The 20,502-nt window shown below is 66.1% G+C and carries 20 protein-coding genes; 9 read left to right on the forward strand and 11 right to left on the reverse strand.

The features are described 5' to 3' along the window. Positions 1–16: 16 nt before the first annotated feature. Together ABIA40_RS29275 and ABIA40_RS29280 are read right to left on the reverse strand one after the other, a co-directional pair. Complete coding sequence (locus ABIA40_RS29275; RefSeq protein ID WP_404544682.1) at positions 17–2,836, reverse strand: chemotaxis protein CheW; 2,820 nt, start codon at positions 2,834–2,836, stop codon at positions 17–19. Positions 2,837–3,262: 426 nt separating this feature from the next. Then, entirely contained in the window at positions 3,263–3,745 is a 483-nt protein-coding gene (locus ABIA40_RS29280) for a response regulator (RefSeq protein WP_271543678.1), read from the reverse strand. Positions 3,746–4,167: 422 nt separating this feature from the next. On the opposite strand from ABIA40_RS29280, the gene ABIA40_RS29285 reads away from it, so the two are divergent. The 4 genes from ABIA40_RS29285 to ABIA40_RS29300 all read left to right on the forward strand — a co-directional run bounded on the left by ABIA40_RS29285 (position 4,168) and on the right by ABIA40_RS29300 (position 6,130). After that, positions 4,168–4,326, forward strand: coding sequence for a hypothetical protein (locus ABIA40_RS29285; RefSeq protein WP_271543676.1), 159 nt, complete (start codon positions 4,168–4,170; stop codon positions 4,324–4,326). Between the two features lie 185 nt (positions 4,327–4,511). Continuing rightward, the gene (locus ABIA40_RS29290; protein WP_404546389.1) at positions 4,512–5,210 is read left to right on the forward strand and encodes a Crp/Fnr family transcriptional regulator; all 699 of its coding nucleotides are present in this window, start codon (positions 4,512–4,514) and stop codon (positions 5,208–5,210) included. Between the two features lie 155 nt (positions 5,211–5,365). Beyond that, complete coding sequence (locus ABIA40_RS29295) at positions 5,366–5,740, forward strand: Hpt domain-containing protein (RefSeq protein WP_271543674.1); 375 nt, start codon at positions 5,366–5,368, stop codon at positions 5,738–5,740. Positions 5,741–5,881: 141 nt separating this feature from the next. Further along, complete coding sequence (locus ABIA40_RS29300) at positions 5,882–6,130, forward strand: hypothetical protein (RefSeq protein ID WP_157286442.1); 249 nt, start codon at positions 5,882–5,884, stop codon at positions 6,128–6,130. 62 nt (positions 6,131–6,192) lie between these two features. Here ABIA40_RS29300 and ABIA40_RS29305 read toward each other — a convergent pair whose 3' ends face one another. After that, complete coding sequence (locus tag ABIA40_RS29305) at positions 6,193–6,834, reverse strand: helix-turn-helix transcriptional regulator (protein WP_271543672.1); 642 nt, start codon at positions 6,832–6,834, stop codon at positions 6,193–6,195. 336 nt (positions 6,835–7,170) lie between these two features. Between ABIA40_RS29305 and ABIA40_RS29310 the strand changes: the two genes are divergently transcribed. The 3 genes from ABIA40_RS29310 to ABIA40_RS29320 all read left to right on the forward strand — a co-directional run bounded on the left by ABIA40_RS29310 (position 7,171) and on the right by ABIA40_RS29320 (position 10,037). After that, positions 7,171–8,334, forward strand: coding sequence for a hypothetical protein (locus ABIA40_RS29310; protein WP_404544687.1), 1,164 nt, complete (start codon positions 7,171–7,173; stop codon positions 8,332–8,334). 193 nt (positions 8,335–8,527) lie between these two features. Next, positions 8,528–8,779, forward strand: coding sequence for a hypothetical protein (locus tag ABIA40_RS29315; RefSeq protein WP_404544689.1), 252 nt, complete (start codon positions 8,528–8,530; stop codon positions 8,777–8,779). Positions 8,780–8,828: 49 nt separating this feature from the next. Further along, positions 8,829–10,037, forward strand: a complete 1,209-nt coding sequence (locus tag ABIA40_RS29320) for an EAL domain-containing protein (protein WP_404544691.1) — start codon at positions 8,829–8,831, stop codon at positions 10,035–10,037. 48 nt (positions 10,038–10,085) lie between these two features. On the opposite strand, the gene ABIA40_RS29325 is transcribed toward ABIA40_RS29320, so the two are convergent. Beyond that, the gene (locus tag ABIA40_RS29325; RefSeq protein ID WP_404544694.1) at positions 10,086–10,940 is read right to left on the reverse strand and encodes an NAD(P)H-dependent oxidoreductase; all 855 of its coding nucleotides are present in this window, start codon (positions 10,938–10,940) and stop codon (positions 10,086–10,088) included. Positions 10,941–11,036: 96 nt separating this feature from the next. On the opposite strand from ABIA40_RS29325, the gene ABIA40_RS29330 reads away from it, so the two are divergent. Then, positions 11,037–11,972 (forward strand): LysR family transcriptional regulator, encoded by a 936-nt coding sequence (locus ABIA40_RS29330; protein WP_404544696.1) that lies wholly within the window; start codon positions 11,037–11,039, stop codon positions 11,970–11,972. A gap of 16 nt (positions 11,973–11,988) precedes the next feature. Here ABIA40_RS29330 and ABIA40_RS29335 read toward each other — a convergent pair whose 3' ends face one another. The 6 genes from ABIA40_RS29335 to ABIA40_RS29360 form a co-directional block, all read right to left on the reverse strand. Next, a complete protein-coding gene (locus tag ABIA40_RS29335; RefSeq protein WP_404544699.1) occupies positions 11,989–12,849 on the reverse strand; it encodes a DMT family transporter in 861 nt (286 codons plus the stop codon). Positions 12,850–13,276: 427 nt separating this feature from the next. Further along, complete coding sequence (locus ABIA40_RS29340) at positions 13,277–14,395, reverse strand: FAD-dependent oxidoreductase (protein WP_404544701.1); 1,119 nt, start codon at positions 14,393–14,395, stop codon at positions 13,277–13,279. A 234-nt stretch (positions 14,396–14,629) separates the two neighbouring features. Beyond that, a complete protein-coding gene (locus ABIA40_RS29345; RefSeq protein ID WP_404544704.1) occupies positions 14,630–15,244 on the reverse strand; it encodes a GDYXXLXY domain-containing protein in 615 nt (204 codons plus the stop codon). After that, the gene (locus ABIA40_RS29350) at positions 15,241–16,512 is read right to left on the reverse strand and encodes a DUF2157 domain-containing protein (RefSeq protein ID WP_404544705.1); all 1,272 of its coding nucleotides are present in this window, start codon (positions 16,510–16,512) and stop codon (positions 15,241–15,243) included. Before ABIA40_RS29350 ends, ABIA40_RS29345 begins: the two co-directional genes overlap by 4 nt. A gap of 315 nt (positions 16,513–16,827) precedes the next feature. Beyond that, positions 16,828–17,343, reverse strand: coding sequence for a nuclear transport factor 2 family protein (locus ABIA40_RS29355; protein WP_404544706.1), 516 nt, complete (start codon positions 17,341–17,343; stop codon positions 16,828–16,830). 76 nt (positions 17,344–17,419) lie between these two features. After that, positions 17,420–18,481, reverse strand: coding sequence for an aldo/keto reductase (locus ABIA40_RS29360; protein ID WP_404544708.1), 1,062 nt, complete (start codon positions 18,479–18,481; stop codon positions 17,420–17,422). Positions 18,482–18,573: 92 nt separating this feature from the next. Between ABIA40_RS29360 and ABIA40_RS29365 the strand changes: the two genes are divergently transcribed. Continuing rightward, positions 18,574–19,476, forward strand: coding sequence for a LysR family transcriptional regulator (locus ABIA40_RS29365; RefSeq protein ID WP_404544709.1), 903 nt, complete (start codon positions 18,574–18,576; stop codon positions 19,474–19,476). Between the two features lies 1 nt (position 19,477). On the opposite strand, the gene ABIA40_RS29370 is transcribed toward ABIA40_RS29365, so the two are convergent. Continuing rightward, a complete protein-coding gene (locus ABIA40_RS29370) occupies positions 19,478–20,455 on the reverse strand; it encodes a Bug family tripartite tricarboxylate transporter substrate binding protein (RefSeq protein ID WP_404544712.1) in 978 nt (325 codons plus the stop codon). Between the last annotated feature and the right edge of the window lie 47 nt (positions 20,456–20,502).

Raw genomic sequence — 20,502 nt, forward strand, 5'->3', positions numbered from 1 at the left:
CCATGCCGCTTAAGGTTTAAGCCGCGGCCGCCCGGCTCAGTTCGGAGGCGCCGGCGGCGCCCGCGGTCTGCTCCTTCAGCGCCGCGATCAGGCCGGGACGGTCGAACTTGGCGACATAATCGTGGAAGCCGGCCTGACGGCCGCGCTCGATCGCCGCCGGCGACACCAGCGCCGACAGGCCGATGATCGGCGTCGCGGCGAGGTTGTTGTCGGAGCGGACGACTTCCGCGAACTCGAACCCGTTCATGTCGGGCATCTCGATGTCGGTCAGGATCACGTCGAAGCTTTGGGCGCGCAGTGCCGCGAGGCCCTCCTGCGCGGTCGGCGCGGTGCGGACGCGGTAGCCGGCCGCCTTCAGCACCGGCGCCAGCATGTTGCGGAAGAAGGCCGAGTCGTCGACCAGCAGCACCGACTGCGAATGCAGCGACGGCTTCATCTCCTTGCGGGTGAACCAGTCGGCGAACGCCATCGGCAGGAAGTGGCCGACGTCGATCACCTCGGTGGCCTGGCCCTTGATCACGGCCGAGCCGAGAATGCCGGAGGAGGAGCCGCCGACCTCGATGTTGAGCCGTTCCTCGACGATGTCGATGATCTCGTCGACGACGAGGCCCATGGAGCGGCCGTCGTCGGCGAACACCAGGATCGGCTGGGCGCCCTGGCTCGCAATGGTGACGCCTTCCATGGCCACCAGCGGCATCAGCTGCTCGCGGTACTGCACCATGTAGCGGCCGTTCGAGAACTCGATCTTGTCGGCCGGCAGCTCCTCCAGGCGCGTGACGAGGCCGAGCGGGACCGCCTTGGGCTGCGACGAGCCGGCGCGGAACACCAGCAGCGAGGTGGTCTGCTCGCCACTTCCGATGTGATGGCCGGCCGCTTCGTCGCCCATGTCATGGGCCGAGGAGCCGGCGGCGCCGAGCGCCTTGGCGATGCCGTTGGGATCGATGATCATGATGACCGCGCCATCGCCCAGAATGGTGTTGCCGGAGAACATGTCGATGTGACGCAGTTTTGTCGACATCGGCTTGACCACGATTTCTTCGGTGTGGAACACGCCGTCGACGACGATGCCGAACGTCTGGCTGCCGACTTGCGTCACCACGATGAAGCCGTTCTCGGGATCGGAGGCCGCGCCGTCGTCGATCTTCAGGAGCTTCTTGAGATGGATCAGCGGCAGCAGCTTGTTGCGGAGCCTGAGCACCGCGGTGTCCTTGATGCGCTCGATGCGGTGCTCGGAGTTGGCGCGGGCGCGGACCAATTCCACGACCGAGAGCTGCGGGATCGCGAAGCGGTCGCCGGCGGCTTCGACGATCAGCGCCGAGACGATGGCGAGCGTCAGCGGGATCTTGATGGTGACGGAGCTTCCTTCGCCGGCCACGCTCTTGATGTCGATGGTGCCGCCGATCTGGTCGATATTGGTGCGGACCACGTCCATGCCGACGCCGCGGCCCGACACCGAGGTGATGGCAGCGGCAGTGGAGAAGCCCGGCGCGAAGATGAACTTGTGGATCTGGGCTTCGCTCATCTTCTCGAGCTCGGCCTCGGTGACGAGACCGGACGAGAGCGCCTTGGCCTTGATCTTCTCGGTGTTGAGGCCGCGGCCGTTGTCGGCGATGCAGATGATGATGTGGCCGCCCTCGTGATAGGCGGACAGGCGAATGGTGCCCTGCTCGCCCTTGCCGCTGGCGAGGCGCTCGGCGGGGGTCTCGAGGCCATGATCGGCGGAGTTGCGCACCATGTGGGTGAGCGGGTCCTTGATCAGATCGAGCACCTGGCGGTCGAGCTCGGTGTCGGCGCCGTGCATCTCGAGCTCGATCTGCTTGCCGAGTTCGGATGAGAGGTCGCGGACGATGCGGGGCAGCTTCTGCCAGGCATTGCCGATCGGCTGCATGCGCGTCTTCATGACGCCTTCCTGCAGCTCGGCGGTGACGTTGGAGAGGCGCTGCAAGGGCACCTTGAACTCGGTGTCCTCGTTGCGGCGGGAGATCTCCAAGAGCTGGTTGCGGGTCAGGACCAGCTCGGAGACCATGGTCATCAGGTGCTCCAGCGTATCCACGTTGACGCGGATCGACTGGTTGGCGATGCGGTCGCCCTCGCCCGCCATCTCGTCGGCCATCGACTTCTTCGGCGCGGCCTTTTCCCTGGCGGGTTTTGCGGCTTCCTTCGCCACGGGGGCTTCAGCAGCTGCCGCGGGCTCGGCCTTGACCTCAGCCTTGGCAACGGGCGCGGGCACCGGCGCTTCGATCGCGGTCTCGCGGAAGGCACGCTCGAGCTCGTCGAGCGAGACCTCGCCCGGACGCAAGGGCCGCTCCAGGGTCTGATCGACCAGCGTGCCCATGGTCATCTCCTTGGCGGGGGCGGCTGCAGCGGCGGGCGCTTCCGGCGCCAGCGGCGGCGCATCGGCAACGGGAGCAGCAGTGCCGGCAGTCGGCATCGGCTGCGCCGAGCCTGACATGGCGGCCATGCCCTGCTCGACCATCGCTTCCAGCTTGTCGATGAGATCGCGGTCGTTGCCTTCAGGCTCGGCCTCGGTCGCCTCCAAGCCAGCCAAAATCTCCTTGATGCGGTCGATCGAGGACAGGATCACCGTCACCGCCTCGGCGGTGACAGGCATGCCGTCGCGGAATTTGCCCATCAGGGTCTCGCCGGCATGGGCCAGCGCTTCCAGCCGCGGCAGGCCGAGGAAGCCGCAGGTGCCCTTGATGGTGTGGACCAGGCGGAAGATGTTATCCAGGATCTTGGCGTTGTTCGGCTCCTGCTCGAACTTGACCAGCTGATTGTCCACGGTGTCCAGGCTCTCGCTGGTCTCCGTCAGAAACTCCCGCAACAGATCATCCATGAGCTACGCCTTACTGACCCGGGCCGCAAACGCGACGTCCGAGCCACCCTTGGCACGGACGGACGCCCTATTTTGGATCGTTAGACATCCCCCTTTCACAGTCCCGTTAATTTCATCCTCCGTGCTACTACGGATTTTGAAGAGAAGTTTGCGGTTCTGCCGCGTGTTGCAGCGCTTTTCGGCAAAGCCATCCCCACGCCGCAACGGCGGGAGCCGCGCGGTAAACGAGCCACTAATCGCGCGACGAGACGCGTGGGAAAGGCCTGCTCGTGAAGAACGATAGAGCTGGGCCGCAGGCGGTTGGGGCGAGCCGCGCGCAACCGGCGGCGCTCTCGTCGCGCGCGTTCTTGGGCGTTGCCGCGATTTGCGCGTCTACGCTCGAGGTAAACGAAGCGTTACCCCGCGGGGAAAGCGGCTCGTGTCGCGCTAACCGAGCTGCACGGCCGTGACAATGTCGGAGCGGGAGCGATGCTCTGCCCGGCAATCGTTGATGGCGGCGAGCAGCGCGTGCGGCGTGAACGGCTTGCGCAGACAGCGCGTGGCGCCGAGCTCCAGCGCCCTCCGCAGGAAGTCCGGCGCGGGCGAGTTCAAATTCGCGAAGGCGTAGCCGGACATCGCGATCAGCGGAATGACCGGAGCCAGCTCGTGGAAGATCCGGATCGATTCGAACCCGCGCATGTGCGGCATGAAGATGTCGATGATCATCAGATCGAATTGCTTGTGCTCGAGGGCGCGCAGTCCGGCTTCACCGCCCTCGGCGATCGTCACCCGAAAATTGTTGCGCTGGAGGTAGACCTCGATGGCCATGCACACCATCGCGTCATCGTCGACGACGAGAATATGGCGCACATCGTCTCGCCCTAATTGTCCTTCCAGTTTCGGCGATTCATCAATTGAATCGTGGGGCATCCTTTCCCCTTTGCTTTCGATGAGAGGTGAAACGAACATTCTTGCGGAAGCAGTCGAGGCGACGCGCGCTGGCCCGATGGCCAGCGCGACTGCAACGCCGTCCGGCTCCTGAGGCCCCCTTGCCGCTTGTTCCTGCGCAATCGTTTCAGGACAGCCGCCTCGTCAGCGAACCAGTGTGCGCTTCTTAATTCCGCCGCAAATGAGACAGGCTGTCTGCCCTCTAACGGGTATATGGACGATGCCACAACCTTTAGGGTAGCATGTTCGCGCCGTGCAACTGAGTGACGAGGGCGGCGCCCAGCGTCCATCGAACCCGCCGGATTGACCTGCATGACCGTGAGCGGCCACCAGCCCAACCAACTGCTGCAACTGCTCGATGCGGCGGATTTCGATCTGCTGCGTCCGCACCTCGCGACGGTTGAATGGTCAGCAAGTCTGTCCTGGGCGAGGTCGGCACTGCGCCGAGACATGTCTACTTCCCGCATAGTGCTTCCGAAGGACAGACGATGGAAATTGCGATGCTGGTCCGCGACAGCGTCGTGCGGGCTGGCGCGGCGCTCGCCGACGGAGCCGCGGCGTGACGGGAGCACGATGCGATCCCTGTATGCCGACGGCACGCGGCGTCGACGCATCGCCAGGGCCGGACAACTTGTCTCAATTGCCAATATGTCCCGCCGCGAAGATGATGGAATTTACCCGCGCACGACGTAAATCCGCGCGTTGCGATTCCCACGTGCAAGGTACGGGGGAGGCAGCTTTGGAAAGCATGGCGCGTCCGTCCAACGGCTTCCTGTCGGCATTGTCGGCGGACGATTATGAATTGATCCGCCCGCACCTGCGAACTGTGGATCTGCCCCACGGAGCGGTGCTGGTCGAGACCGGCGAGACGCTCAGGCGCGCCTATTTTCCTCACCGCGGCGTCATCTCGCTGGTGGTTGAACTGGCCAAAGGCGGGCATGTGCAAGTCGCCATGATCGGCCGCGACAGCCTGCTCGGAACGCTCGCCATCGTGGGCGATGCGTGTGCGTTGAACACCGCGATCGTGCTGGTTCCCGGCGTCGCCTCGGCGGTGGATCTGGACCGCCTGCGCATGGCCGCCGACCAGAGCAGCGTCCTGCGCACGCGGCTCACGCGTCACGGGTTGGCGGTCTACGCCCAGGTGCAGCAGACCGCGGGCTGCAATGCCGCCCATCCGGTGGAGTCGCGGCTGTCGCGCTGCCTGTTGCACACTCATGACCTGTCGGGCGAGTCGCGCCTGGTGCTGACCCAGGAGACCATGGCGCAGATGATCGGGGCCCGGCGCAACAGCGTTTCGCTGGTCGCCAATTCCTTGCAACAAGCCAATGTCATCCACTACAGCCGCGGACACATCCAGATCACCAACCTCGACGGGCTGCGACAGACGGCGTGCGAATGCTACGCCGCCGTGAAGGCCCAGTACGACCGGCTGCTCGGCCCGCCCTGAACGCCGCGCTCGCCTGGTAAACCGCAGGCTAACGCCGGCCTGCAAACACCGGCCATCCTGCTACCGGAACTGAAATTCGAAGGCCGTACACACGCGACATGCCTCGCGCCGCGACGTGCCGCGCGACAACGAACCGGATCAAGGCAGGCAAGGCCATGTTTGACGTCACCGTCGCGCTCGCAAAGGCACTCGATGCCGAACCCGCGCGCGAGCCGCGCGCGTACGAAGCGCTGGTGCGCGAGATCGGCGAGGATGGTGCCGGCGAAGTGCGCGACGTGTTCTGGAGCGAGACCTGCGCGCGCCTGCAATCGTTCCGAACGCTCTCGCCTGCGCAGCACCACGCCAGGATCGCGCGCGAAGCGCATTCGTTGAAGAGCGCGGCCGGAACGTTCGGCTATCTCAGGCTCGCCGCACTGTCGCTGCGGCTGGAGAAAACCGTGGAAAGCCTCGGCGAGGCCGAATTCCGCGCGCTCCTGGATCTGATGGATGCGGCCTACGCCGCCGCGCACGCGCAGGAGCCGCAAGGCTAGCTCGCGTTTGACGTGCAACTTCGCGTGAAAAGCGCCCCGAACTACCGGCGCGTGCACTCCCGCCGTACTTCTACGGTTTGCGATTTTCACAGAAGGCTAATCATAGCTGGCGATAGTCCCGGAAAACCAGGAGGGTTTTCCATGTTCACCTACGAGACCGCAGACCAGAAGGAGGTTCGTCGCTTCCGGATCGCACAGTTCAACGGCCGAATGGCGACGGTGCAGGCCGGCGAGTCGACCGTGACCGGTTTCGTGCGCTCGGTGCTGGAGCAGGAATCGAGCATGCCTCCCCGCTGGACCATCACCATCATTCCGAGCGCGCCGAAGGAAGAGATCAAGCCGCTGCGTCCCGTCTCGCGCGCACGTCCCTTCGCCGAGGATTATTTCTGAGCGCCAAGGGTTTCCAAATTTTCGAAATAGGCGTCGGGTCTCTGCGGGCGACGGGCCCGGCCTCAGTCGATCGAATGCAGCAGTGCCGCACGGACGAGGTCCGCGGTGTTGCGCGCACCGAGCTTGCGCATCGCCTCGGCGCGATGGCTCTCGAAGGTGCGCGGACTGATCTGCATGCGAAGCGCACCCTGCTTGTTCGAGTAGCCTTCGCTGATCAGCCTCAGCACCTCGCGCTCGCGCCTGGTCAGCCGCTTCTGGCCCGACGGGCCGATCAGATCGGCGCTCGGCGGCCGCGGCGGTTGCAGCACGCGGACGGCCTTCGATTCCGCTTCTTCGGACGGGCTGGGCAAGCCGCCCTTGGAGCCGCCCTTGGAGCCGCCCTTGGGCGGGCCGGCGAGCTGCTTGACCAGCCCGCAAACGCGCTCGGTCTGGGCCAGCGCGTTCTCCACCACCCGCTGCAAATAGGCGCGATCGCCGGTCGCGGGGACGAGCTGATCGCTGTGGTGCTTGATCTCGCCCATGTAGAGCAGCAGCGCGGTCAGGGGGCCATTGAGCTCGCGGGCGATGGCAGCCGCCATTTCGTCGGCCGCATTGGCACGCAAGGCGCTCAGGCGGGCGAAATCGGGCTCTTCAGCTGAAGCAGCGCTGCTCTCGTGCCATGCCGACGGCCGCGAATCGGTGGCCGTATCATTCTGTGACCCCATGTCACTCGTTTAGCGGAACCGGGGCGGGTCTGTGGTTAACTTTCTGCTCCGTATGACTACGGTGATTTAGGCTCTTTTACGCTGAAATGACGACTTCGGCACAATTTGTGCTTGCGCGGCGTCGCCCGCGACCATGCAACGGTTGAGTTTTCTGCCAAAATCCTGGGCTGGGAACGGGAAAAGCTCGTCGGCGGCCGCCTTGCTCCGACATCCATCCCCCGGATTTTACGGATTAATTAACGGCGACTTGCTTCTCTAGGGAGGTTGAGAGCGCGCAAATGCCTCCACGCATTGGGTCCGCAAGCCCGCGGGCCACGCTGCGAAAGATTGCGTGCCATGGACGAGATCGACCGGCTATCGGAATTTCTGCAGAGGCTGACGCCGCTGTCGCGCAGCTGTCTGCTCAGCGAGCTCGAACGGCTCGAGCTGTGCGGCATCGACATGCCGGGTTCGGCCGACATCCAGGCCCGCTTGCGCGCCGAATTCCGCAAGGACGGATCGACCCAGGTGCGCGCCACCAGCCCGTCGCGCTATTTCTTCGCGCCGCTCGAGCTGCTGCTGATCGACGGCGCGCCCGAGCATGCCAACATGGGGCGCATCTCGCGCAATACCCTCACCCCGATCTGGGAATGGATCTGCCGCGACCTTTTGCCGACGATGGCGCGCGACTACATCAAGGCGATCAACGACCAGGTCGCGGCCAACAACCCGAAGGAAGTCCAGAAGATCGCCTCGACCTTCCAGATCAAGGTCGTCAAGGTCCTCGAGAGCACCCTCGCCTCGCCCGAGAGCGCCGAATCCGCGCGCGCCAAGCTCGGACAATATACGGCGTCACGCACCGCCTTCGACGACGTCGTGAAGATGCTGAATGTGTTGCGCGCCGGCGATGCACTGCCGAAGTTCAACGAGAAGCTGCCTGACAAGATCGCGAAGTTCGACGACGGCCAGGTCGCCCAGATCACCGCGCAGCTCGACGCCTTCAAGAAGGCCCATCCACAGGCGCTGCCCTTCGCGCTGACGCTGGTGGCGCGACGCCTGAGGACGTCCTGGCAATTGGTGCGGCTTGCCACCAGGGCCGCTGCGAGCAAGGCCGCCGCAGACGTCGCCGCCACCCCCTATGCCTGCGTCGTTCCCATGGTGCTCGACCGGCTCGACGACAAGCGCCTCGCGCTTCGTGTCGCACTCCGGCACAACCGGGTGCTGATCGCCCGCGACCTGCTCGCCGAAATCTACGACACCGAATATGCGCTCAAGGTCCGCATCGACGGCATCGAGCAATGCGAATGGGGCGCCCGCCTCCAGCAATTGATGGACGCGATCGCGGCGCTGGTCTCCGCCGAGGTGAGCCGCTTCCCTGCCAATGTCGGCCACATTCTCGGCTCGCGGCGGCTGCGCAGCCACGATACGCTCGGCGGCAAGCTGTCCTATCTGGCCTGGAAGGGACGTGACGCGATGCAGGACGGTGCGGCGGCGTTCCGCAAATTGATCGGGCAAACCTAAAGCCGGTTCGGTCGCGAAAAACCCGTGCGCTGCGCAGCTAGCGCGGCAGGCACAGGAAGCGATCCATGAATCGCCCTGACAGCACGAACCTGAACCACCAATACATCATTCGCCGCATCGACATAGCTGTAATCCTCGACAGCCCTCCACCGGCTCGGGGGAGCTTTAGCGCGAGTGCGGCAACGCGCGTGTGATGTGCTTCACATTCTCGGCCGCCGACGCGGACCCGTTGTCGCAGAACTGTCGCGAGCGAAAGGCGGCGGTGCGCGCATCGCGGGAAGACGCAAGCGTGAAAGCCGCCGCCGATTCACGTAGCGCCGGCTTCGTCGCCGCCTCGCGAAAACCGCGCACGCGCGGCGAAGATTTCGTCGACAAATTAGCTCGAATTGCAGGGCTTAACGTTACTCAGATAATTCAAGAACGATGTGAAGCTCTCCTTATTTGAACCCACGCTCCGCGTTTAAGAAACCGTCACGGAACGGGAGTGGTGAACGATGAACGATGGGATGATTGAACTCGTCGGACGAAGGCCTGTGACCTTCGGACGGCGAAAGGTGACGCCGCGCGCCTGCGTGGCCGACAGCAAGCGTCACTTGCGCGCGTTCCTCAGCGAGATCCTCGAGGATCTCGGCTTCGTCACCTGCGAATGTGCCAGCGCCGAGGAGCTGAAGACGGTGCTCGCGAGCGAATTGCCGGACCTGATCCTGCTCGGCGTCGCCGCCGACGGCATCGAGCCGGGACGATTCCTCGAAGTGCTGGTGCGCGAGGCGTTTGCCGGCAAGGTTCTCGCCGTCGGCGCCCGCGACTCGATCATCGTCAAGGCCGTGCGGCAGGTCGGCGACGAATATGGTCTTGCCATGCTGCCGCCGCTGACCACGCCCTTTGCCGCGGAGACGCTGCGCGAGCGCGTTGCGATGCTGCTGCCGGAGGAGCCGGCGCCGAGCCCGGCCGTGCATGTCGGCGAGGCCTTGCATGCCGGCTGGCTCGAGCTCTGGTACCAGCCCAAGATCGACGCGCGCACGCTGGTGCGCAACGGCGCCGAGGCCCTGGTGCGGATGCGGCATCCGACCTGGGGCGTGGTGCCGCCGGCCTATTTCATCCCGGAGCCGCACGATCCGCATTTTCGCGAGCTGTCGGAGTTCGTGATCGATCGCGCCGTGCAGGACTGGCACTATCTTCTGGAGCAACAAAGTCCGGTCGATCTGTCGATCAATCTTCCCGCCGCCTATCTCAGGGAGCCGCAGGCGGTGCGCGATCTCTGCCGCCGCGTGCCGACGCATCCGGCCTTCGGCGGATTGACGGTCGAGATCGACAGCGAGGAGGCGATCCGCGAGCTCGATTTCCTGGCCGAGGTCGCGCGCGAGGTCGGCCTGCACAATATCGGCCTGTCGATCGACAATCTCGGCGCCAACTGGCCGTCGCTGATGGACCTCGACAAGATTCCCTTCGTCAAGCTGAAGGCCGATCGGCAGTTCGTCACCGGCAGCGGTGGCGATCGGCTGAAGCGCACGGTGTGCCGTCACATCGTCGAGCTGGCGCAGACCTTTGGCGCGCGCGCGGTGGCGCAAGGGGTCGAAAGTCGCGCCGACCTCATCGCGGCGAGCGAGATCGGCTTCGATGTCGTGCAGGGCTTTCTGTTCGGCAAGCCGATGCCGCTGAAGAAGTTCGCGAAGGCCGCGCTGACGCGGACGGTGATGGGATGAGCGCGCGCGTTCCCGGGCCTTGAGAGCTGCGTCCGTGCGATCCCGCAACTACGCCGTTGCCGCGCGGAGATCCGCCGTCGACCGCATCGTGCCTAGCTCGCCCCGCGCGCCGCCTTCGTCAGCTTGATCGAGGTGGAGCGCGAAACCGCGCGCTCCGGGAGACTCGAGCCCGGCGCGGAGCTGCATGCTCGGAATGATGTAATCGCCGCCATTCTGGCGCCGATAGGGAATCGGCAAAGTCGTCGCGAGCGTTCTCATGCGCTCGCGCAGGCGTTCGGCCGTCGCGCCGAAAGCGGCTTCATCGAACCTGTCGGCCTGATAGGCCACGAACGGCGGCAGGACGTCATAGCCGGGATAATAGAGAATGCCGTGATTGATTGGAAACAGCAGGTCGTCGATCGGCCCGTTGACCCCGCGAGCGGAATAATGGTCCTGCCAGCCGCCGGCCGTCACGATCAGCATCGCGCGCTTGCCCGCCGAGGTCCCTTCGCCGTAACGGTCGCCCCAGCGCTTGTCGCTGTGCTCGCCGACACCATAGCCGAAGCCGTAGGCGAACACGCGGTCGACCCAGCCCTTGAGGATCGCAGGCATGCTGAACCACCACAGCGGAAACTGCAGAATCAGAGCATCCGCCCACAGCAGCTTCTCGATCTCGCCCTTGACGTCGGCGGTCAGCGTGCCCGCCTCGAACGCCTGCTTGGATGCCGCGGCGACCGCGAGACGCGCATCGACCGGCAGCGACGGAAAGTCGCCGCGGTCGACCTCGGACTTCCAGCCCTCGGCATAAAGGTCGGAGACCCGCACCTCGTGCCCCTGCGCCTCGAGCTCTCTGACGGCGACATCCCGGAGCGAGCCGTTGAGCGAGCGCTGTTCAGGATGAGCATAGACGATCAACACTTTCATGTTCGGGCACCATTGGATTGAGGATTGTGGCTCGGCAGATAGCGCGGTGGCCCGCGATCCGGTAGACGTAGCCGATGGATAAGATTGTGCCGGAAAATGGATAGGTCGGAGGTTACGCTCGAGCGCATGCGCAGCTTCGTGCGCGTCGCCGAGCGCGGAAGCCTGTCTGCGGTCGCGCGCGAGCTCGGGGTCGGCCAGTCCACGGTGACTCGGCACATTCGGGAGCTGGAGCAAGCGGTCGGCGTGCCGCTGCTCACCAGGACCACGCGCAGGGTCACCGTGACGGAGGAGGGCCGCAATTACTACGCGGGCTGCGTGCATATCCTGCGTCTGGTCGAGCAGGCCGGTGATGAAGCGCGCTCGACGCGCGGCGCGCCGGCCGGAACGGTCCGGGTCTCCTGCACCGCTGCGTTCGGCGTGCTCCACGTCAGCCGCTTGATCTTCGCCTTCCAGGACGCTTATCCGGAGGTGTCGGTCGACCTCAGCCTGACCGACGAGCGGATCGACCTCATCAGAGAGGGCGTCGATGTCGCATTGCGTTTGGGACCGCTCGCCGAAAGCTCGATGAAGCTGAAGTCGCTCGGGCAGTCGCGGCGGCTGCTCGTGGCCGCACCCGGCTATCTTGCCGCGCGTGGCCGGCCTGCGCGCCCGCAAGACCTCGCCAAGCACGAGGGCGTTCGGATGTCCAACATCGCCGGCAGCGATGTCCTCGTGCTGCAGGGGCGCCGCGGTGGCCGCCATGCGATCCCCTTCTCGGGGCGGCTGCGCCTGGATCACGGGCTTGCCGCGCGTGAGGCGCTCGCGGCCGGCCGCGGCATTGGGCCGGCGCATCTTTGGCTGGTCAGCGACCTGCTCGCGGACGGCAGCCTCGAACGCGTGCTTCCGGACTATTCGCCGCCGCCGGTGCCGCTGAACATGCTGATCGTGCCGGAGCGGTCCGGCATTGCGCGCGTGCGCCTCTTGGTCGATTTCCTCGCCGCAGAGATCGCGCGACTACCCGGGATCGAAAGGCCTCAATCCGGCAGGAAATAAAGCGAGCGCGTTGCCCTCACGCAAACCGCCGCGCGAAGAAGACGCAGGCGACCACGATTGCCGTCGCGGCGATCATGCTGCCTGCGACCGGCTCGCCGAGCAGAAGGCCGGCGAGCGCGAGACCAAAGAACGGCTGGAGCTGCTGCAGCTGGCCGACGCGGGCAATGCCGCCGATGGCGAGCCCGCGGTACCAGAAGATGAAGCCGACGAACATGCTGAAGACGGAGACATAGGCGAGCCCGATCCAGGCCGGCACAGAGATGCCGCTCCAGACCGGCGGCCAGGTCAGCACTGCGAGCACCAGCATCAAGGGCAGCGCGAGCAGCAGCGCCCAGGAGATCACCTGCCAGCCGCCGAGACGGCGCGACAGCGCGGCGCCCTCGGCGTAGCCGAGGCCGCACAGCACGATCGCGGCGACCATTAGGAGATCGCCTTCGACCGACGCCGCGCCGTCGCCGGTGAGGGCAAAGCCGGCCACCGTGGCGCTGCCGAGACCAGCGAACAGCCAGAACAGCGGCCGCGGCCGCTCGCCGCCGCGCAGCACGCCGAAGATCGCGGTCGACAGCGGCAGCAGGCCGATGAAGACGATGGAGCGCGCGGACGTGATGTGCTGGAGCGCGAGCGCCGTCAGCAGGGGAAAGCCGACCACGACGCCGATGGCGACGATGGTGAGCGAGGCGAGATCACGGCGCTGCGGCCGCGCCTGCCGGAGCACGGCGAGCACCGCCGCCCCGATCAGCGCCGCGATGACCGCGCGCGCCGAGGTCAGGAACAGCGCCGAGAAGCCGCCGACGGCGACGCGCGTTGCCGGCAGCGAGCCGCTGAAGATGATGACGCCGAGAAGCCCGTTGCCCCAGCCGCTGGCGGAAGAGTGCATGTTGGTCTCGCTTGGTGGGGAGCGCCGGACCGATGCCGCGACGGTTGAACTCCTCGCGTGAAGGCATGGAGCAACAAAAGTTCGAAAACAACCCCATGCACAGTAGACGGGGGTTGCAAGATCAATGGGTTAGGTGGGGGGTGGGATGGAGTGCTGGTCGGACGGGGTTTCGGGAGCCAAAAAGTCGAGGGAGCGTGGTTTGACGCGCCTGTCCGGCGCGCCTTTGCGAGCCGACGAGATTGGTGGCGAGCGGTGTCGCCCATTCCGAATGACGTCTCCTGTCATTTGCTTCGTCGGGCAAAACAGGAGCATAGTGGCATCATCGCAGGAGGTCGGACAGGCAGAGCTTTGGCCCGGGTCTCTTGAAGGCGTTTGCCGCCGGACGGTGCGTGTCTTGTGCACTGTCACCGCAACATCCAGCACCCGCTCAGGCGAATTGAGAATAGCGCGAAAGCTGAAAGAAGCGTTCTGCCTGATAGGACGGATCGGTGGCAAGGCGAGCAAGCCTTTGCCCGATGGCGGGCGCGAACTTCGCACCATGGCCCGAACACGCGGAGCAGACGATCAGGCGGGAATCCGGCCAGCGGTCGATGATGAATTCCTCGCCCGCGTCTAGCCGGCGGTCGGCGGGCGCAGTGTTGGTGTAGAGGCAGACGTCGCGATCGATGATGGGCCCGGCCGCGCCGGGGGCGAGGGCGGCCAACGCTTCGCCAATCGGGCGGAGCTCGGCATCGGTGGCGTGCGGACCCCAGTCGTCGGGGCCGACCACGGGCCCGTGGTTGTGAGGCGCAGCTTTGACGCCGCGCTGTTCGAAGTCCGGAAAGCCGTAGACGGTGTCGTTCGGACCTCGGTCCAGAATGAAGATCGGGAAACGACCGAGCGCCACAGTTTCGGGGCGGGACGGCTTGAACCAGCCGACCGCCTGTCGGGTGACGTTCAGCAGCGCGCCTAGTCGCGGGAGTGCGCGATCGAGCCATGGGCCTAGCGCCAGAATCGCGCGCTCGGCGAAGAACTCCTGGGTCGCCGTGCGGATCGACACGCCGTTGGGGTGCGGCGTGAAGCTCGCGTGTTCCGGAATCACGCGGTTGCCGGCGCGTGCGCGCATCAGTTTCATGACGACTTCGGTCCGCAGGATCGCGCCGCCGTCCTGGACGACGACGTCCCAGTCGTCAGGCAGGGTGAAAGCCGGAAATTCCTTGTTCGCTTGAGCCGCGGTCAACATCGGATCCGGCCGCCCTTTCGCGATCGCGGCCGCGCGCGAGGACGCCACCATGGCGGAGCCGGAACGGCCAGCCTCCAGAACGGGGGTTTCCGTCAGAACCGTTTGACCGCTTTCGGTCTGCAGCCGGATCCAGCCGGCATGAGCCTCGTCGCTCAGGCTGGTGTAGTTGGGGTTTTCGAAATTGAAGCGACGGAAAATGCGACATGAACCATGTGACGAGCCGCGATCCGAACCTGCTGCGACAGGGTCGAAGCCGAGCGCATCGACGCCGGCATCCAGCAATGCGCCCAGCGCTGCTCCGCCCATGAGCCCCAGACCCAGCACGGCGACTTCGCATTTTCGCATGAAGGCCTCGCAAGCGATGCTACGACACGCCGATCATCCTGATGAATTCGCGTGTTGACAAGGTCTGCGGGAGGGCGATTACGGCACGACGGCCTGCTCGTGGCAACCGCGTTGACACACGATCTGACGCGGAATGATCGCGATGTTGCGGAGCTGGGGGCGAGGGTGATGAACGAGCGTCACGGCCATCGATTGTCCCAGCGCCATCCCGCCCTAATACAGCGGCTCCTCGTACACCTTCTCCCCGTCCAGCAGCAGCCGCTTGATCGCCGCCCGTCCCGAGGGCAGCACGGCGGCGACGATGCGGAGCTTCTGCTGGTTGCGGGCGTCCTCGAGCTTCTTGCCCTCGCCTTCGGGCACGAAATAGCTTTCGAGGCCGTATTTGATCGGCAGCTTGTCGCAGAAGCGGCGCCGGTCTTCGCCGCAGGATCCGCCATAATTTCCGACGCGGCCACGGATCAGCACTTCAGGCGCGGTGACCGCGACCGGCTCGGCATGCACCGAGACGGCTTGATAGAGCCCGTTCGCATTGGGCGCGAGCTTGACGAAGACATCAGGGTGGCGCGCGTCGGCTACCTTGCCGGCGAGGCTGCCTGCCGCCACTTGCGAGATGTCGTAGCTGAGGACGACATAGTCGCCGCGCAGGAGATCGCGGGGATCGACCGGCTGCGTCTGCAGGGTGACCTCGACGCCTTCGCGCAGGATCTGCATGCGGTCGGCCACCATCAGCACCAGGAGCGCAGATTGCAGCAGGACGGCAATGCCGAACAGCACGGCTTTCGGGATGCGCTGCCAAAGCGCGGTGAGCGAAGCGATCAGCCCTTTCATCGCGCGGCCCTCGGCAGCATGCGATTGAGCGCGGTCGCAAAGGCGACGGCCGCGACGCCCGCCACTGCCAGGAAGGCCGAGCGGCGCAGCAGCGAACCCTTCACGGCCCAGGTGATGCCCGCGACCACGCCGGCGATGCCGAGCCAGCCCGCGACGATGCGCGGACGCACGTCATCGAGCATGCCGGAGACGACGAGACACAGCATGGCCGCAAGCAGCGCGGCATAAGCGAGCCAGGATTCGCCGGCCATGGAGGCCGGCCAGACCGGCGCCGCGAGCAGGACCAGGCCGATCGCAGCTGCTGCAAGGAATTCTCCCGCGCGCCGGGTGATCGCGGCCGAGGCCAGCGCGAGGGTCACGCCGGCATTTCCGCACGCGATCGCCCAAAGCGGCTGGCCCGCAATGGATCCTTCGCGGAAGCGGACGAGATCGTCGACCGTCGTCACCTCCAGGAACGCGGCTATGGCCAGGGAAAACGCGCCGTAAACCGACAGGACGCTGCCGAGCCGGAGCGCGCGCGGCGACGGCGCCGCGGCGATCGCGAGCCCGGCGCCGAACAGCAGCGCCGCACCGCTCGCGAGCACGAAGGACGGCTGGGTGCCCTCGAATTCGAAGCGGAGCGCGCTCGCGATCCACCACGGCAGCAGCGCGAGCGCGACGAGATGGGCCGCGACGCGGGAATTCCAGGCAAAGGCGAGCGCGGCGGCGACGAGCCAGACCGCCACGAACGGAAGATGCAGGACATCGGACGCGTCGGTGATCCGCATGCAGGTCCAGATCGAGGCCGCGACGAGGCCGACCGCGAGCGCGCCGCGCGAGCCGGTCAGAAGCGCCCCGGCAAACGCGCCGATCGACCACAGCAGCATGCCGCCGGCAAAATCCTCGCCGAGATGATACATCTGGCCGACCAGCGCGATGCCCGCACCGAAGATGATCGCACCGATGCTGGCGCAGAGATCGGCGAGAACGTCGCGCCCTCGCGTCGCGAACCAGGCGCCGAGGCCGCCGGCGGCGGCCATGCCGGCGAGCAGGATCGCAAACCGCGCGAGGCGCGCGATCTCGGTCCAGTGCGCCGCCACGAAGGCGAGGAACGCCGCCGCGATCAGGAGGCCGCCGACGATGCCGACGACCACGGCGATGTTGATGCCGGGGGGAAGCGGCGGCAGCGCAGTGCGGATGGCGGCGGCCGCCGCCGGCGCGATCACGCCGTCGGCCTCCCATCGCGCAAGATCGGCTTCGAGTCGCTGCCGGTAGGTTTTGTCGAACATCGTGGTGGGGTCACCTGGGATCCTGCCGGATGGCGGGACCTTGCTAGGTCGGATCGTGCGGGCGATGGGTTCAAGCTCCCACGCGCGGCAGGGCTATCGCATAGGGCTCCTTGCGCGAGCTGAGCGCGCGCCTCGTCCTTCGAGACGGCGCTGCCGCGCCTCCTCAGGATGAGGCTAAGCGGGCATCGGAGCCCGCTGAAACCAGCGCCACGCACTCGGTCCTCATCCTGAGGGCCCGCCAACGGCGGGCGTCTCGAAGGATGGCCACAAGCGATATCACTCTCGTTTGCGATGACTCCCCTCCCCGCAGCCGGCCTATTGCGCCGGCGCAGGAATGCGCCGCAGGACATCGTCATAGGGGGCGAGGTCGAGATAGGCCGTGACCTCCGCCGCCTTGCCGTCCTGCATCAGCAGGATCCACGCATAGCTGTTCGCGTAGGGCTTGCCGTCACGCGCCACGCCGCTGCCTTCCCAATGCGCGATGACGTGGTCGCCATCGGCGAAGATCCTCACGGCTGTGGGGCGGACCGGTGTCGACAACCGGCTCGCGAACGGGCGGACCGCGCGATCGATGAAGACATCGCGGCCCCGGAATTCGCCGGCGCTGGGGCCGGACCCCTTGATGCGCCAGACCACGTTGTCGTGCAGCAGGTCATTGAAGAAGGTGGTCCCTCCCGCCGCCCAGCGATCGAACGCGTCGGTGACGATCCGCTTGTTGTCGTCCTGCACCGAATTGGCCTGTCCGCAAGGCGCGGCCGTCGTCAGGGTGGAAGCGGTGACGATGACCGCGTAGACGCAGGACGCAAGCGCGCGATTGAGCAGGGTTGCCATTGGTGTCTCCCTTTCTGGTGCAAGATGTCGTCTGCCCCGAAGTGATGCACGCAGGTCGGTCGCGTCGTTGCTCGACCTACCCGCGCCGCGCGACGGTGGCGCCGCCGAAGATGAGCTGCTCGACCATCGGGCGGCGCAGGAAGCGGCCTGGAAAAATCGGATCGGGCGCGGTCGCCTGGTCGAGGCGCGCCATCTGTTCAGGCGACAGCGAGATCGCGACCGCACCGAAATTGTCTTCCGCCTGCTCCAGGGTGCGGGCCCCGATCACCGGCGCAGTGACCGCGAGATTGGCCAGCGTCCAGGCGATCGCCACCTGCGAGGACGTCGCGCCGAGCTCCCAGGCGACCGATCGAACCACCTCGGCGGCATCCAGCGATCGCTCGTTGAGAAGGCCTGATGAAGCGATGATCGAGGCCCGTGTCGTTCCGACGGCGCTCTCCTTGGAATCCCTGAGATCGGCGCGGCTGTACTTGCCGGTGAGCACGCCGCCGCCGAGAGGCGACCAGGGCAGCACGCCCAGGCCGAGGGCGGCTGCCAGCGGAATGAGCTCATGCTCCACCGTGCGCTCGACCAGATTGTATTCGATCTGCAGGGCCACGAAGGGCGACCAGCCGCGCAGATCTGCGATCGTCTGCAGCTGCGCAATGCGCCAGGCCGGCGTGTTGCAGATGCCGACGTATTGGACCTTGCCGCTGCGCACGAGATCGTCCAGGCCGCGCATCACCTCGTCGGGCTGCGTCGTCGCATCCCAGGCGTGGAGGTAGTGCAGGTCGATGCGGTCGGTCTCGAGCTGCCGCAGGCTCTGCTCCACGGAACGAACCATGTTGAGCCGGTGGTTGCCGCCGGAATTGGGATTGCCGGGATCGCGCGCCATGGTGAACTTGGTGGCGAGCACGAGGCGGTCGCGCTTGCCGCGGGCGAATTCGCCGACCAGTCGCTCGGACGCGCCGTTGGTGTAGTTCACCGCGGTGTCGATGAAATTGCCGCCGCGGTCGACATAGAGGTCGAAGATCCGCCGGGCCTCGCCGGGATCGGCGCCCCATCCCCACTCGGTTCCGAAGGTCATCGTGCCCAGGGCAAGGGGAGATACGCGCAGACCGGAGCGGCCCAGCAGGCGGTATTGATCGAGTGACGTCATCAGAGCCTCCTTAGTATGGCTCGGAGATAGCCCCCGGCGAGAGGTGGGAGAAGTTGGCCAATGATGATTGGGGTGGTAAGCCTAACTAACCAATGAGCACCGACCTGAACCTCGTCGCCGTTTTCATCGCGGTCGCGGAAGCGAAGAGCTTCCGGGGCGCCGCCGAGCGTTTAGGGGTGACTCGATCCGCCGTGAGCCAGGCCATCCGACGCATGGAAGACCAGCTGGGCGTGGCTCTCGTGCAGCGAACGACGCGCAGCGTCAGTCTGACCGAAGCCGGCATGCGCCTGCACGAGCGCGTGGCCCCGGCGGTCGCCGAAGTCGAACAGGCGATCAATGGCGCGCGCGACCGTGACGCGCAGCCGACGGGGCAGCTGCGCCTCGCCGTCTCGTCGATCGCCGAGCGATTCATTCGCGGTCCATTGCTGGCCGATTTCGCGCAGGCTCATCCCGGCGTGCAGGTTGACGTGACCGTGACCGACGAGGAATTCGACATCGTGGCCGAGGGCTATGATGCAGGCGTCCGGCTTGGCGAGGTGATCGAGCAGGACATGATCGCCGTGCCTGTTTCGGGCGATCAGCGCCAGTTGGTGGTGGCAGCTCCCGCCTATCTGCAGCGGTTCGGCGCGCCCTCGCACCCGCGCGAGCTCTCACAGCATCGCTGCATCGGCTGGCGGCCGGCGCCGCACGTCGCGCCCTACCGCTGGGAATTTGCGGAAGGGGGGCGCGAGTTCGACGTCGCGGTGGAGCCGCGGATCACGACGAACGACATGTGGGTCATGGTGCGGACGGCTAGCGCGGGCGGCGGCCTGACATTCGGCATGGAAGAGACGTTCAAGCCGTATATCGAGCGGGGGGAGCTGGTACCCGTGCTGGAGGAATACTGCCCGTCCTTCCCCGGCTTCTTCCTCTACTTCCCGGATCGGCGGAATCTTCCGCCGAAGCTGCGCGCGCTGGTCGATCACGTGCGTTATCGGCCGGGCGGAAAGCGCTAAACTAGTTTGCCTTGATGCCGGCCTCGCTGATCAGCTTGCCCCATTTCGTGCTCTCGCTCTCGATGAAGCGGCCGAACTGCTCGGGCGAAGTCGGCGCAGGCTCCGCGCCGAGGGTGCGGATCTTCTCGGCCACGACAGGATCCTTCAGCGCCTTGGTGAAGGCATCGTTCAGCCGGGCGATGACGTCCGCAGGCGTGCCGGCGGGAGCAACGAGCCCGAACCAGCCGACGGATTCGAAACCGGCAAGGCCGCTCTCGGCCAGAGTCGGCACATCGGGCAGGGACGACAGGCGGCGCGCCGAGGACACGCCGATCGCGTTGAGCTTGCCGTCGAGGATCAATTGTCGCGATGCCGGAATATCCAGCACCGCGAACGGGACATGGCCTGCGAGAACATCGACCGCCGCCGGCGCCGTCCCGCGATACGGCACCAGCTCCATCGCGATCCCGCTTCTGTGCGTGAACAGCGCGGCGGTCAAATGCATCGCGGTCGAGTTGCCGCCATGCCCGATCGAGAGCCCACCCGGCTTCGCCTTGGCGAGCGCGATGGTCTCCGCAGCTGTGCGCGCCGGAATATTCGCGGACGCGACCAGCACAAAGGGAATTTCCGCTAGCAGGGTGATGGGCGCGAGATCCTTGAGCGCGAACGGCATCGCGGCATTGAGGTGCGGATTCACCGTCAGCGCGCCTGCCGGTGCCACGCCGAGCGTGTAGCCGTCGGGCTTGGCCTGCGCGACCGCGGTCATGCCGATGTTGCCGCCGGCGCCGGCGCGGTTCTCGATCACCAGCCCCTGCTTGAGCTCGGCGGTGACCAGCGGCTCGAGCGCGCGGATGACCGTGTCGGCGCTGCCGCCGGGCGGGAAGGTCACGATGATCTTGATCAATTGCTCGGGATAGGCGGCTTGGGCCGCCAGCGGCAACATCGCGAAAGAAGCGGCCGTCAGCGCGGCCAGGATGCGGCGTCTTGCAACGTGAAACACGTTCTCCTCCTCCATGCGTTTCTTTTCTAAACTTGACCTGGCGAGCT

This window comes from Bradyrhizobium sp. USDA 223 (genome assembly GCF_044909005.1).
GTDB classification, from domain to species: domain Bacteria; phylum Pseudomonadota; class Alphaproteobacteria; order Rhizobiales; family Xanthobacteraceae; genus Bradyrhizobium; species Bradyrhizobium yuanmingense.

What these genes read in the sequence shown, in the direction of transcription:
- ABIA40_RS29275 (WP_404544682.1), bottom strand. Translation starts at nt 2,836, where the DNA reads ATGGATGATCTGTTGCGGGAGTTTCTGACGGAGACCAGCGAGAGCCTG.
- ABIA40_RS29280 (WP_271543678.1), bottom strand. Translation starts at nt 3,745, where the DNA reads ATGCCCCACGATTCAATTGATGAATCGCCGAAACTGGAAGGACAATTA.
- ABIA40_RS29285 (WP_271543676.1), top strand. Translation starts at nt 4,168, where the DNA reads ATGGTCAGCAAGTCTGTCCTGGGCGAGGTCGGCACTGCGCCGAGACAT.
- ABIA40_RS29290 (WP_404546389.1), top strand. Translation starts at nt 4,512, where the DNA reads ATGGCGCGTCCGTCCAACGGCTTCCTGTCGGCATTGTCGGCGGACGAT.
- ABIA40_RS29295 (WP_271543674.1), top strand. Translation starts at nt 5,366, where the DNA reads ATGTTTGACGTCACCGTCGCGCTCGCAAAGGCACTCGATGCCGAACCC.
- ABIA40_RS29300 (WP_157286442.1), top strand. Translation starts at nt 5,882, where the DNA reads ATGTTCACCTACGAGACCGCAGACCAGAAGGAGGTTCGTCGCTTCCGG.
- ABIA40_RS29305 (WP_271543672.1), bottom strand. Translation starts at nt 6,834, where the DNA reads ATGGGGTCACAGAATGATACGGCCACCGATTCGCGGCCGTCGGCATGG.
- ABIA40_RS29310 (WP_404544687.1), top strand. Translation starts at nt 7,171, where the DNA reads ATGGACGAGATCGACCGGCTATCGGAATTTCTGCAGAGGCTGACGCCG.
- ABIA40_RS29315 (WP_404544689.1), top strand. Translation starts at nt 8,528, where the DNA reads ATGTGCTTCACATTCTCGGCCGCCGACGCGGACCCGTTGTCGCAGAAC.
- ABIA40_RS29320 (WP_404544691.1), top strand. Translation starts at nt 8,829, where the DNA reads ATGAACGATGGGATGATTGAACTCGTCGGACGAAGGCCTGTGACCTTC.
- ABIA40_RS29325 (WP_404544694.1), bottom strand. Translation starts at nt 10,940, where the DNA reads ATGAAAGTGTTGATCGTCTATGCTCATCCTGAACAGCGCTCGCTCAAC.
- ABIA40_RS29330 (WP_404544696.1), top strand. Translation starts at nt 11,037, where the DNA reads ATGGATAGGTCGGAGGTTACGCTCGAGCGCATGCGCAGCTTCGTGCGC.
- ABIA40_RS29335 (WP_404544699.1), bottom strand. Translation starts at nt 12,849, where the DNA reads ATGCACTCTTCCGCCAGCGGCTGGGGCAACGGGCTTCTCGGCGTCATC.
- ABIA40_RS29345 (WP_404544704.1), bottom strand. Translation starts at nt 15,244, where the DNA reads ATGAAAGGGCTGATCGCTTCGCTCACCGCGCTTTGGCAGCGCATCCCG.
- ABIA40_RS29350 (WP_404544705.1), bottom strand. Translation starts at nt 16,512, where the DNA reads ATGTTCGACAAAACCTACCGGCAGCGACTCGAAGCCGATCTTGCGCGA.
- ABIA40_RS29355 (WP_404544706.1), bottom strand. Translation starts at nt 17,343, where the DNA reads ATGGCAACCCTGCTCAATCGCGCGCTTGCGTCCTGCGTCTACGCGGTC.
- ABIA40_RS29360 (WP_404544708.1), bottom strand. Translation starts at nt 18,481, where the DNA reads ATGACGTCACTCGATCAATACCGCCTGCTGGGCCGCTCCGGTCTGCGC.
- ABIA40_RS29365 (WP_404544709.1), top strand. Translation starts at nt 18,574, where the DNA reads ATGAGCACCGACCTGAACCTCGTCGCCGTTTTCATCGCGGTCGCGGAA.